The organism is Pseudoduganella sp. jia 12, assembly GCF_055502675.1.
On sequence record NZ_JBUXKP010000017.1, the window covers coordinates 37,907 to 50,542 of the forward strand.

Consider the following 12,636-nt stretch of genomic DNA (forward strand, 5'->3'; position numbering starts at 1 on the left):
CAATCGCCCGATGGGTCGGTGAACGGCTCCGTTTTGTAAACTTCTAGGAGAATGCCATGTCCACTATCACGGATGAACAACAACGAGTCGTTGACTGCGATGCCGATTTGCTGGCTGTTGAGGCCTTTGCAGGATCCGGTAAAACCTTTACTTTGGTCGAGTATACGTACGCACGGCCTGGATATCGAATTCTTTATATCGCCTTCAATCGTTCGGTTGCTTCGGAGGCGCAGAATCGATTTCCGGAGAACGTAAAATGCAAAACTACGCACGCATTAGCATATGCTGCTGTGGGAAAACGGTACTCAGCTAAATTGGGTAACCCGCAAGTGTGGGAGCTGACTGAACTCTTCAACTGCAATAACAAGCGCGCGAAGGACGCGTTAACCGCTTTGAATAATTGGTTCTGTTCTGCTGATGATGAAGTTTCTGAAGACCATCTGGATCCGGGAGTGCTGCCCGCCACGCCTTCAGGTCAGGAGGCACTTAAGCTTGCGCGCAATATTTGGAAATCGATGAAAGACGTACGTGGTCAGGTCAAGATGCCTCATGATGGATATTTGAAGTTGTGGGCATTAAGCAGACCTAAATTGAACTACGACATCGTTCTGCTCGACGAAGCGCAAGATACCAATCCGGTGACATTGGATGTGTTCTTGCGTCAGGAGTGCCAAAAAGTGTTAGTGGGCGATCGTCACCAGGGTATTTATGGCTTTCGTAAGGCAGTAAATGCTATGGAAGCTGTCGATGCCGAATGTAGGCTTTCCTTGACTCAGTCGTTTCGATTCAGCGACGATGTCGCCAAAATCGCGACAAGGCTTTTGGCTGAGTTCAAGGGAGAAACTAATACCATCAAAGGTCGTTCCGATATCAGTGCCGCTTGGGAAATTGACGACACCAAGCACTACATCGTGATCGGCCGGACGAATGCAGGATTGTTCTCCCGCGCTGCTCATGCTGTTCTGGCCGGCGTTAACCAAATGCATTTTGTTGGTGGTTTTAATAGCTACTTGTTCGGCAACGTTTTGGATGCTTACTATCTGTGGCACGGGGAGCAGCACCGCATCAAAAATCCGAACGTATCTCGTTTTATGACGTTTCGTGCTTTTAAAGAATATGGTATCGAAGCTGGCGATGCCGAGATAAGCGCTTTGGTCAAGACAGTCGAAGCATTCGGAGACCAGATACCACGGATATACGAAGCAATTAAGGCTGCTGAGGTTTCTGAAGTTAGTGATGCCCGCGTTTCGTACTCAACTGGCCACCGTGCCAAGGGATTGGAGTTTGACCAGGTGTTCGTCGACGATGATTTCATTGAGGTGCCGCCCAAGGAGGACTACGACCCTGAGGAGATAAACCTGTTGTATGTTGCGATCACGCGTGCTATCCGTGCTGTTCGGCTTCCTGTTTCTGTTGTTGAATGGTTGGCGGTTGATAGTACGGTCGCTGGTCGTACTGATTTGAAGGTCGGCTCAAATCCGTCGACAGTTGTACAGCTTGCTGATGCCGATCCGGAAACTGTAATCAGGAATGGTCTCAATAAGTTTCAAGGTGATGCGCGCGAAGCAATTGAATTCTTGCTTGCCAGGCTGGATTATGAGCGGATCGGTACGAGGAATGGATCCGCACGACATGGTTAGCGAGATGTTTTGCGTAGTAACTAGTAACCCCCTTTAGCCTCTTCGGAGGCTTTTTTTTCGGCTGACTCCCACGTATGGGCATGGCCCGTGCCAGGTGAGGCGCTGCCGCGCGGGAGGTGCTAACGACGGTGCCCGTGTTGCTTGGCGCCGCGGCGTGCAGAGGGTCAGCGATCGCGTTGGCGTCGACCAGCTCGCCGGCAGCGCGCCGGCGCGTCTGGTTCGCGCTGGAGTGAAAGCAGCATCGAGGAGCTAAAAGGGCGCGGCCGGCGCCGCGCGGCGTGCTTCAGGCCAGGCCCGGGTGCCGGCGATCGGCTCTGGCTTCGACCAACTGCGCGGCCCGCGCGGGCTGGCCAGCAACTGGTGGTGCCGCGGCGCCGGCAAAGCAGCATCGTGGGGCTGAATGGGCGCGGCTGGTACCGCGCAGCGTGCTGCGGGCCAGGCCCAGGCGCCGGCGATCGGCGCCGGGTAGATCAGCTGCGCGGCCCGCGCGGGCTGGCCAGCAACTGGTGGCGCCGGCAAAGCAGCATGGTGGGGCTGAAAGGGGGCGGCGGGTACCGCGCAGCGGGCCGCTGGCCAGGCCCTGGCGCCGGCGATCGGCGCCGGGTAGACCAGCTGCGCGGCCCGCGCGGGCTGGCCAGCAGCTGGCGGCGCCGTGGCGCCGGCAAAGCAGCGTCGAGGAGCTGGAAGGGCCGGCGGGCGCCGCGCAGCGTTCTGCAGGCCAGGACCGGGCGCTGGCGATCGGCGACGACATCGAGCAGCTGCGCGACCGATGTGCCGTGACCAGCACTTGGCGGTGCCTGCTCGCGCGAAAGCAGCGTCCTGGATCTGGATTTAGGCTGCCGGCGCGCCCGGCCAGTACCCAGTGGTGTGCGCTCGAGTGATAGCAGCATCCAGGAACATGAAAAGCGCGGTCGGTGCCGCGTTGTGCTGCAGGCTAGGCCCAGGCGCCGGCGATCACGCGCCGACGTCGACCAGCTGCGCGGCCGTGGTTTTGGGCCAGCACTTGGTGGTTCGCGCTGGAGCGATAGCAGCATCCAGGAACTGGAAATGCGCGGTTGGCGCCGCAGTGTGCTGCAGGCCAGGCAGGCGCAGGCGATCGCGCGCTGACGTTGACCTACTGAGCGCCCAGCCTCGCCTGCCAGCGCTGGTTGTGCGAGTTGGCAGGCTTGCGGCGTTTTGGAGCTGGAGCGGCGCGGCCGGCGGCTCGCGCCGTTGGGTGAGCGTGGCCTGACCCCAGCGATCGAGCGCCGGCGTGAACCTGCAGGTCAGCAAGGGCTTCTGGCTTGTCTAGTTATGCGCTGCGGCTGAAGCGGTACGCTGAAGCCGGAAGGAAATGACCATCTCCGCGCGGCGGCGTGCAGCCTGACCGGTGATGGCCAAGACCCATCAAACGCGCAATGGCAACTGCTTCGGTGGCATTGGACGCAGTGCGTTCGCTCTGCCTGATGGCGACTGAAGTGGGTGGTGCAGCTTTCATTCTTTCGACCATTGAGCGCGACAGGGATTCAAGCAACGCGCCAGATAAATCTGGCACGCCGCTTGAGCCGCCGCTTGCGCTTAAACCCGGCCCCTGTCGCTATTTTGCTGTTGGCCCGCTTCGCATTCCTCATCCCCCCACAAGCCCCCCCTGCTCGGGTGAGGGGGGCTTGTGGGGGGATGAGGAATGCGGGCAACTCTCATGTGGCCAACCTCATTGACGCCACCCATCCCCACCCTTCCCTGAGGGAAGGGCCTTCCCCACCCCCCGCCCGCCCCAGGGCGGGAGCGAGAGAGAACGAGCGAGAGGATGAAATTTCCTCTTGTCGCCATCAGCACGCAAGGCGCGGTGGCTTTACTTCACTCGACTTAGGAGAACGAAATGAAACGTTTTAACGTGAACATGAAATCTGGGGCTCGTAGGGTTGTCGGGAATTCCTATCCGTTATCCACTCGCGAGGACATCACGTCGCCGGAACGTGGGACGGAGAAGTTTGAGATTCTGCAAGGTGATTGCACAGAGCTTCTACTGGACGTTGCTAGCCGTAGTGTTGACCTTATTGTTACCGATCCACCCTACCTTGCACGCTATCGCGACCGTAGCGGCCGCACAGTCCAGAACGATGACAATAATGCTTGGCTTGAACCTGCGTTTCGAGAAATGTATCGTGTACTCAGGAGTAATAGTTTCTGCGTTAGCTTTTACGGTTGGACCCATACCGACCTGTTTTTCGACGCGTGGAAATCTGCTGGGTTCCGGGTGGTTGGACACATCACATTCCCGAAACGCTATACGTCGACCGTTCGCCTGCTCAGGTATCAGCACGAGTCTGCGTATCTTCTTGCAAAGGGGTACCCTTCTCCACCGGAGCATGTGATCGGTGACGTTATAGACTGGATAGATTACACCGGTAACAAGCTACATCCGACGCAGAAGCCGCTCTCAATCCTGACTCCTATTATTGAGTCATTTTCGCAGCCTGACGATTTGGTCCTCGATCCCTTTGCTGGCTCGGGGTCTACCCTAGCGGCGGCAATCCTATCAGGCCGGCGGGCATTAGGAATCGAACTTATGGAGGACAACGTGCGTATTGCTACGGATCGTTTAAGTCAAATCGTTCGTTCCGGAGCTAACGTTTAGCTTTAGGATGGTGGCGTTGGCATCCGATTTTTTCGGACTGCCAGCGCCTTCTCGGGGGCTACAGGTACCATGTCTGTGCATGCGAAGCCGCTTGCGGATGTTAGGGGTAGCTCGGCGGCTAGCGACGGCCGCTGCTTAATGTAACCCTTGCGCCGGCGCAAGGCGCAGCCCAGGACCAACGACGGCCGCGGCCTGGTGGACGCCTTGCGCCGGCGCAAGGGGCAACTCAGGACCAGCGACGGCCGCGGCCTGGTGAAAGCCTTGCGCCGGCGCAAGGCGCAGCCCAGGACCAACGACGGCCGCGGCCTGGTGGACGCCTTGCGCCGGCGCAAGGGGCAACTCAGGAGCAGCGACGGCCGCGGCCTGGTGGACGCCTTGCGCCGGCGCAAGGGGCAACTCAGGAGCAGCGACGGCCGCGGCCTCGTGAAAGCCTTGCGCCGGCGCAAGGCGCAGCCCAGGACCAACGACGGCCGCGGCCTGGTGAAAGCCTTGCGCCGGCGCCAGGGGCAACTCAGGACCAGCAACGGCCGCGGCCTGTTGGACGCCTTGCGCCGGCGCAAGGCGCGGCTCAGGACCAGCGACGGCCGCGACCTGGTGAAAGCCTTGCGCCGGCGCAAGGCGCAGCTCAGGACCAGCGACGACCGCAGCCTCGTGAAAGCCTTGCGCCGGCGCCAGGGGCAACTCAGGACCAGCAACGGCCGCGGCCTCGTGAAAGCCTTGCGCCGGCGTAAGGGGCAACTCAGGACCAACGACGGCCGCGGCCTGCTGAAAGCCTTGCGCCGGCGCAAGGCGCAGCTCAGGGTCAGCGACGGCCGCGACCCGATGGAGCCTTATGCCCACGCCATGCCCAATCCCGCCCCATCAACGGCCCAGTCGATGAAATGCTTGGCCGCAGCCAGGACAAGCTGAAGACTACGAGGACGCAGCTTAATGAGACGTTTGCGCCCGCCCAAAGCGCAGTGCGGCCGAAAGGACGCCGCTCGTTTTAAACCAAGCCTCGCTCGGACCAACCTGGAGGGCGAAATACGGTCCAGTGGAACTTGACCACTTAGGCGTGAACAAGCCAAACATTTTTCCCATTAAAACTTGTAATGTTTAGCTCCGCTGCTATGATTCTGATATTCGACAGTAATAAGGACTATCAATGATCATATTGTTCACTAATCCAAAGGGGGGCGTAGGTAAAACCTTGACGTCAACCAACTTCGTGACGATCGCCGTGTCGGACGGCGTCGATGCCGAACTGATCGATGGACAGTTGAGCCGAGGCGGCGCCCGAGCCTGGACGAGGATCCGCAATGAGGGAGACATCAAGCCGTACATCCCCTTGAAGGCTGGCACTGATCAGCCTGGTCAGGAGCTGTTGGGCGAAGCATCCAAATACGACTTGGTTGTTGTCGACATGGGAGCAGAAAGTTTCGTCGAGACTATGCAATACGCATCAGTTGCTGATCTCATTTTGGTGCCGTGTGGCCCTGATCAGCTCGAAGTAGAGAAAACGACCGAATTGTTCCAAGATTTTCGCGCTCACGATGCCAAACACCGTTCCGGCCGTTTTCCGGCATACGTGGTGTTGAATCAAATGCCTACAGTGAAAGCGTCGAAGGAGGAGGCCGCTACTCGACAGTATTTCGAGGACTATGGGATCCCGGTGTTTAAATCACGTTTATGTCATCGAGCCTCATGGAGAAATGCTCGGCGCGCTGGAATGGCCGTACATGAACTGACGGGCAAAGAACGGGACCTTAAGGCTGCAGCGGAAATGCGTGCAATTTACGATGAAACTGTCGCGCTGGCGACAGGGCAGTCGTTAGCCAATAATCAATCTGCTGTAAACGAGGTGGCGTCATGAAACCGTTCAAGCGAATTTCCGAAGCCGAGCGGGCAATCCGCGAAACTGTCGTACAAGACCCCACTTTGGTAGCGGCCGGCGAAGCAATGGCAAAGGGGATGCCTGCCGCCTCGGTTACAGCAGTTGCACCACCGGCCGAAACAAAATCTCCCGTTGCGCCGGCGCAAGGGGAGATAAATGTCCCGGTAGATGTTGCTGAACCCGGGGCTGAAAATACCCAAGTCAACCCGGGGCATACTCGAGGGACGATCGAATACGAATTCGGCACGATGTATGAGGTTGGAACGGTCGTTGAAGCACAGCCGTCCGAGGTCATTGAGAATCCGTACAATGCGCGTAGAACTCCGCCGACAAAAGGGCAGTTAGATAAACGGCTGAAGTCCTGGCAAACGGATGGCCAACTTGTTCCGCTTTTGGCCTATCAGACGCCAGACACTAGAATTCATCTATTTGACGGTCATGTTCGTCGGGTTCTGGCGACCTTGACAGGAACTAAATTGCGCATCGAACTGCGTGAGCCGCCTGCACACAATCGTGAGCTCTACCTGAAATCGCGTGCGGCAAACGTTGAGCGCGGGAACCAATCGCCGATAGATGACGCATTGGCTTGGGATTTATTGTTGAAAGACGGCGTATTTGCCAGTCAGGTAGAACTGTCCCGCGAACTGGGCATCAGCGAGACAACGATGTCCCGAGTCCGAAATCTCAATACGCTCCCGGCGCGGGTAGTGGAAATGCTGGGTATGCATCCCGATCTGCTTGAGAATCTTCGGATGTTGGATGCGCTGCGCCAATACTGCGACGCGTTTGGTGAGTCGTCGACGGAAGCGTTGATTATTGATATCGAGCGCGATGGTCTCGCAGCACGAGATGTCGACGCGCGTCGGCTGAATAAATCAAGGGAGAAGAAAACCAGAGAGCGGAGCGAAATACAAAACCACAGATTTGAGAAGGGGCACGCTACCCTTAAACAGTTTGATGCTGGACGTCGGATGGTATTCGAGTTGGAAGGGCTACATCCCGAAGTGCCAATGGATGTGCTAGCCAAGGCACTACACGATGCAGTCGCCAATTATCTTAAATAATGTCACACGGCTGAGTACTTCACAGTAGCTATCTGCTCGGGTATGGTCCATCACCGTGCAGCAATCTGAACAGAAAAGTAATTTTCCCAAACTATTTGCCCGGTTTCTGATTGATCAATGCGTCGAGCGCGCCGGGCGGGATTTGGCCCGGCGTAACTTTGGCACCAAAGTACGACTGTGCGCGGTCCATTGCCGAAGCAGCTTGCAATTTCTTTGGTGGCGGCGCCGATATCTGATCTTTTGCCACAGGAGCATAACCATGCAACGCGGCAATAATTTGCGCCGCCGCATCTCCCTTCATCTTTCCGGCCTGAACGAGCTTGATAAGGTCTGCGCTCATTTCAAGCACCTTTGCTGCATTCTTGTCCTCCTCTGTATAGCGATTGTTGATCGCCTGGGCCAGCTTTACGTCTTCTTTCAGGTAGGTCACGCACTCCGCGACAAATGGATCCACGTGCTTATTGGCCTTTCCCACGCGAGCATAAGCACGTGATTGCTGTCCCAGCACCGTAGCGCAGAGCTCGCGTCCAAATCCCAGGCCTAGTACTGAATCGACAATCTGAACGATTGCCTGGCTGACGGCTGCCGCATTCGCCTCACTGAAACCGGACGGCACCGCCTCCGCTCTGCCGGTCACGTCGGTCGTTCCGCCAGCCTCGGTCGCGGCAGCCCGGACCTTCTTCGCCTCAGCTAGATCGGCGCTGCGCGTCTCAGTGACCTGAGCGGCCGCTTTTGCGGCCGCGGCCGACTTGTCGGCCTTATCCTTGGCTGCCTTGTAGTCGTCGCTGGTCGTATCGCCTGTGTGGCCCGCTTTAAAAGTATCCAACGCCGCCCGGTCCGCTGTAGCCGCTGCATCCTTGCTGGCCTGGTCCTTGCGTGCCGTCTCCAGCCCACTGCCAGCGGAATCGACCAATGCAATGGCATCAGCCAGGACCTGTGCATTGTTGGTGGACGTTGCACTGCCAATTACGACCGATGGTGCCCTGATCGCCCCAGTCAATTGCTCGATAGCGAGCACACCGACCAGGGTACTTTGGAAGCGGCGCTGCAGTGTCTCCAAACCGAACTCGGTGACGCCATTGTTCAAGAACGCTTCGCAGTTCCTGAACATAATGTCCCGTAGCAGTTGTATGCTTTGCGTGCGCAAGCCGATGCTCGCGGCACCTTCACTAAAAGCTTGTTGATAACCAAGGTCGCCCTTAGAGGCAATGGCCAGGTCCAGCCCGGCCCGGGAACTGAATGCCGACAGCGCATCTGGACTGGGCTCCGCACAGAAGCGCCGCAAGACAGACGCGCCTGACGTACCCGTCGCCGAATACTGGGGCAGGGAACCGTCCATGACCGTATCGGATGTGACGCCCACGCCACGCGGCCCGGGCACGGCGCCCGGTGTGAGGGGTACGACGTTCGACAATATTGCCCGCTGTTTGGCGTCGACAAACACGGCGCTGGCACCGGTGTCTTCGAACGAGCGCTGCTTGTTATAGGTAGTCCAGCTGGCACATCCCGATAGCGCTATGGGCAGTAGGGACAAGATCTTAAGGAGACGCATGACACCCCCGCTGGCTTGTTATGTCTTTCACGTACATTACACCCACCGGCATACGCAGATACTCAGTAGTTGTAACGTCAGCTAAAAAGAGCACACCCCGCGCAACAGTTTCAACTGTTCGCCCAACAGAAGGAAACGACCCGGTCGCCGCTCGTGACCGGGGTGACGTGGTGTACGCTAGGTGCTCGCTGTACCGCCAGTTGACCCAGCTGAGCCGGCTGCTGCGGCCACTTGGTGGGCGAATCTGAACGATGCCGAACGAGCGTACTGGCATGAGCTCGACGCTACGAATTCGCCTTTCGGCGCCTTCCATGCCTTCTTGCTGGACGAAGAGTACGCCGCGGTGGAAGCCGAAGTACAAGTCTTGGCGGACCGGCATCAGCAGGAGGGACCGGGATATTCGGCGACTACTCCTTAGGCGACAAAGTGCGGCTTGGGCTGCCGGTATCGGTGATTTTTCTACGGCGCGATTGCACAGGATTTACGAAATATGCATCCACAACACTGGCCAGAGCGCAGCATTTTTATGACCAGTGCAGGGTGGCACGCCTAAACAGTGGTGTGGTTTTCTAAAAAACGCCGTATTTCCGGCACGGAACTATAGTGAATTTTTTTCACTCTTACAAACTTTGAGCCCTGACGTAACATAAAACGGCCCGGCAATCTGATAGCGCCCGGGGGTATTTCGAACTCGACAACATAGCCAGCGAAAACGAAAATGTACTCAAATTTTCCTGGCGATTGCCGGACTCTCGGAGTTATAGTGAACCGGATGCAATTTCCTTCATAATCATATATTTTCGAGATTTTGATTAGAAATATTTTCTCCCAGTTCACTGGCAATGTCCTGCTTATAATCCATTCTCGCATGCTTACTGACAGGTACTCCGGCAACATCATGAATCTGAACTGTGGAAGCTCGGTTTTGTTGGTCTGTGTAGCGCGCCAAAGGATGCCAAGGAAAGCAAGAGCTACGATATGGTTATCGCCAAGATAAGTAACTGAGGATTCGTTTTCAGAGAGAATTGTATTTTTCCTGTGGAGGAAGAACGTTTCCTGCATGTAGTCCTCGTAAAACTTGAATCGTTCCTCGCAGGATGAACAAAACATTCGCTGCTTCCAATCAAATTGACCTTCCCTCGGTGCTTGCCCTCCCTCGAAAACGATAGCTTTACCGTCCTTCCTGTTTTTTGAGTGCTTGAGCATGAATTTAGGAATGATATGGGAATTCCGAAGTTTCCCTACGACGGATGTCGGCCTAAGACATAATTTACATATACTAGTCATAACGAGTAGCCTCTAGATCACGGGTATTATTTTTAGATTATAATCTGGCTTCTGAACAAATATGAGACTGCTCACCCGTAAAACTGCTTTCCCGCGACGAGTTCGTCGTCTTTGTAGTCCCGAGAACGGACAGACATTGTCCGCGCCCGAGACAACCCTCCCTAGTATTTTTGTCTGTCGCGAGACTCAGGGGCGCGGCTGCACTTACCCGCTCGACGCGTCGGCGCCGAGCGGCAATAGCCACACGGGCCTGGAAAGTCGAGTTATCGATCTTTCATTACCAACGAGAACTAAAGTGAGTTTTTTGACACAATAGGCCAGAAGGGAACAGTCGCCCACTGCCGGTAAAACAGACTAGCCAAGAAAAATTATGGACGACATTGATTGCCAAGGACACATCGAAAAAATTCGAGGTTGGGTTTCCGAACATTTAGATGCAGATGTTCAAGTGGTGGATCATTACAGAGAACTGAATGGCTATCTTGGCCGTGCGGACTGGAGTGCCTATCGAACGCGTCCGCTCATCCAAATTGCTCGACATATCAGCAGGAAGGACATCGACGACTCGCTACTTGCACTTAGCATGCGAGGGCATGTCGATGCATATCCTGAACTATCGAATCACGCCGATAAGCTCCAGTCAGCTGATTCTTCACTGTTGTTTCTTCAACACCTAGTCCTACATGAAGTGGCCCATGCACTTCATAAGTGGCCGCAATCGTTCGAAACCCAGTGTGATCTGTGGGTCTACCACGTCATGACTTCAGACAGTCCCGCTATTGAAAACTAAGGTCGAACCTTCGTCCACTGAAGCAAATAATCATAAGACTATGCTTAAAGAAGAATTTCTAGGAAAGTTACAGACCATAAAGAATAACTACGCTCTTGTTCAGGCTGGAATTATGTGCCTGGCCCAGCCAGACGCGGTGACAAAATTCGACGAATATTCAGCTCCTTTCGCAAACCATGCAGAATTAAGCAGGATCTTATATATACGATATGTTCTAGAAAACGATAAATTATTAGCCCTCTCAACTAATCAACTGAGGAAATCGGTCTTAAGGAACTGTATCAAGGAAATGTTTGAGGTTGTGAAGCTCTACGGGACGCAGACGGATCAGATGAGCAATATGCGTAAGGCACCTTGGTACCAATTCTTGCGTATGATTAGGAATAGCCTCTCGCACGATTTCTTTTTGAAGTTCAACGAGCACGACCTGAAAGTTCTTCCTATCGAATGGTCTGGTTTGATTCTTTCCGCGTCGATGAACAATAAAGAGCTTCATATGGCAGGATTTCTAACGCGCATGAAAATACTTGACTTGATGGATGAGATAATTGCGTACGTCAAAATTAATGTTTCCTAGAGCCGGTTCGGCTGCCGGAACTGTCTTCTAATGAGCTCCACGCAGTCTAGGATCGAACGTCCTGCCGCTCGCTCGTTTGGGCGGCTTTTCCACGTCTGACGCGAGGGCTTTCCTGGCAAAAAAATAGCCGGCTCTAGGCCGGCTGAATCTAGTTCTTTGGAGGAGCTAGAGGAGACATGTGCATCCTCTCATTCAATAAATTGCAAGGCCAATTTATTCTAGCGATACCGTTTATCATCAAAACAGATATCCCGTCACATGTTTGTCATTAGACATCACGACCTCCGCGCCGGATAAGGATTCATTAGGGCCGCTGTGCTCGAGCCCGCGATCAAAGGTAGTAACTAGCGGCGAAGGGCCGGATCGCCGCAGGGAAAGATCGAGTCGCCGTTCTTCCCGCCGTTCTCCCCCGCGCGCCCCTCGGCGCTTGACAATCCCCCGACTGCTAACCCGCCGCGCGTGCGCGTGGTTGCTGACGCTCGCCCTGCTGCTGAGCCACTCGCAGCCGGTGTTTGCGTTGATCGCCGCCGAGTTGGGCTACCCGACGTTGGCCAGCGAGATGTTGCGCTTTAAGCCCATACTGCTGTGGCCAAGCGGCGCCGCGGCGCCAGGGCGGTAACTGCGCCGTTGTTGGTGTTGCATGGCGCATGCCACGCTGCAGTTGTACGCTATCGCTGCAGCTTCGAGCGGCAACAATGTGGAACTTAGCTGCCAATACACCTTACGCCGAGCCCTTAAGTACCGAGATGGTCGAGTTCTTGCGCCTCCGCTTGCCGAACGTGTGGCCCAGCCACTGTTCAAGCTGGCGACCGTACTCTGCCATACCCTCGTCGTCCTCATCGATCAAAGTTGCGAGCTCCTGAAGGCTGGCCTGAGTCTCGGCGCCGTGTAGCCCTCCTTCAGCCTTTGGCAGGTTGTAGCAGGCCAGGTAGATCTTGCCCGTCATGTCACGGTAGCCCCCGAATTTCGAGCTGACGTAGTGGTAACCGGTCTCATCCTTGAACGCGTACCAATGGGTTACCAGGGTGAGCCTGCGTTGCAGCTCCGGGCCGATCTCCGGGTCCTGAAGGTCCTTCGCGAACCTTGCTGCGTTCTGTGCGACGTCGTCGAAGGTGCGGGCAAGCTGATGGTATTTGCGCATGGTATTTCCCTGTGTGAATTTAGTGGTGGTGTGTCTCTGGCCTAGATCGCCTACCTAACCTAGGTAACCTAGCCAACCTAGGCACTCTACCATAA

The 12,636-nt window shown here is 55.8% G+C and carries 9 protein-coding genes; 7 read left to right on the forward strand and 2 right to left on the reverse strand.

Translation table 11 applies throughout. From position 1 onward, the window contains the following. Window positions 1–56: 56 nt before the first annotated feature. From ACY65G_RS27965 to ACY65G_RS27985, 5 genes are all read left to right on the forward strand, one after another. A complete protein-coding gene (locus tag ACY65G_RS27965) occupies window positions 57–1,640 on the forward strand; it encodes a UvrD-helicase domain-containing protein (protein ID WP_465000553.1) in 1,584 nt (527 codons plus the stop codon). Between the two features lie 1,858 nt (window positions 1,641–3,498). Then, window positions 3,499–4,257, forward strand: coding sequence for a DNA methyltransferase (locus ACY65G_RS27970; RefSeq protein ID WP_465000554.1), 759 nt, complete (start codon window positions 3,499–3,501; stop codon window positions 4,255–4,257). A gap of 147 nt (window positions 4,258–4,404) precedes the next feature. Next, window positions 4,405–5,166: a hypothetical protein gene (locus tag ACY65G_RS27975; protein WP_465000555.1), complete on the forward strand. Its 762-nt coding sequence runs from the start codon at window positions 4,405–4,407 to the stop codon at window positions 5,164–5,166. A 235-nt stretch (window positions 5,167–5,401) separates the two neighbouring features. After that, a complete protein-coding gene (locus tag ACY65G_RS27980; protein WP_465000556.1) occupies window positions 5,402–6,109 on the forward strand; it encodes a nucleotide-binding protein in 708 nt (235 codons plus the stop codon). After that, window positions 6,106–7,194: a ParB/RepB/Spo0J family partition protein gene (locus tag ACY65G_RS27985; protein WP_465000557.1), complete on the forward strand. Its 1,089-nt coding sequence runs from the start codon at window positions 6,106–6,108 to the stop codon at window positions 7,192–7,194. Before ACY65G_RS27980 ends, ACY65G_RS27985 begins: the two co-directional genes overlap by 4 nt. Before the next feature lie 91 nt (window positions 7,195–7,285). Here the strand turns inward: ACY65G_RS27985 and ACY65G_RS27990 are convergent, their stop codons facing one another. Continuing rightward, on the reverse strand, window positions 7,286–8,533 hold the full coding sequence (locus ACY65G_RS27990; protein ID WP_465000558.1) for a hypothetical protein: 1,248 nt from the start codon (window positions 8,531–8,533) through the stop codon (window positions 7,286–7,288). 1,870 nt (window positions 8,534–10,403) lie between these two features. Between ACY65G_RS27990 and ACY65G_RS27995 the strand changes: the two genes are divergently transcribed. Continuing rightward, the gene (locus ACY65G_RS27995; RefSeq protein ID WP_465000559.1) at window positions 10,404–10,823 is read left to right on the forward strand and encodes a hypothetical protein; all 420 of its coding nucleotides are present in this window, start codon (window positions 10,404–10,406) and stop codon (window positions 10,821–10,823) included. Between the two features lie 40 nt (window positions 10,824–10,863). Further along, window positions 10,864–11,400: a hypothetical protein gene (locus ACY65G_RS28000; RefSeq protein WP_465000560.1), complete on the forward strand. Its 537-nt coding sequence runs from the start codon at window positions 10,864–10,866 to the stop codon at window positions 11,398–11,400. 721 nt (window positions 11,401–12,121) lie between these two features. Here ACY65G_RS28000 and ACY65G_RS28005 read toward each other — a convergent pair. Beyond that, window positions 12,122–12,541, reverse strand: coding sequence for a hypothetical protein (locus ACY65G_RS28005; protein ID WP_465000561.1), 420 nt, complete (start codon window positions 12,539–12,541; stop codon window positions 12,122–12,124). Window positions 12,542–12,636: the final 95 nt, after the last annotated feature.

Excerpts from the sequence above, each read along its gene's own strand:
- ACY65G_RS27995 (WP_465000559.1), top strand. The coding sequence starts at position 10,404 with ATGGACGACATTGATTGCCAAGGACACATCGAAAAAATTCGAGGTTGG.
- ACY65G_RS27990 (WP_465000558.1), bottom strand. The coding sequence starts at position 8,533 with ATGGACGGTTCCCTGCCCCAGTATTCGGCGACGGGTACGTCAGGCGCG.
- ACY65G_RS27985 (WP_465000557.1), top strand. The coding sequence starts at position 6,106 with ATGAAACCGTTCAAGCGAATTTCCGAAGCCGAGCGGGCAATCCGCGAA.
- ACY65G_RS28005 (WP_465000561.1), bottom strand. The coding sequence starts at position 12,541 with ATGCGCAAATACCATCAGCTTGCCCGCACCTTCGACGACGTCGCACAG.
- ACY65G_RS27980 (WP_465000556.1), top strand. The coding sequence starts at position 5,402 with ATGATCATATTGTTCACTAATCCAAAGGGGGGCGTAGGTAAAACCTTG.
- ACY65G_RS27970 (WP_465000554.1), top strand. The coding sequence starts at position 3,499 with ATGAAACGTTTTAACGTGAACATGAAATCTGGGGCTCGTAGGGTTGTC.
- ACY65G_RS27965 (WP_465000553.1), top strand. The coding sequence starts at position 57 with ATGTCCACTATCACGGATGAACAACAACGAGTCGTTGACTGCGATGCC.
- ACY65G_RS28000 (WP_465000560.1), top strand. The coding sequence starts at position 10,864 with ATGCTTAAAGAAGAATTTCTAGGAAAGTTACAGACCATAAAGAATAAC.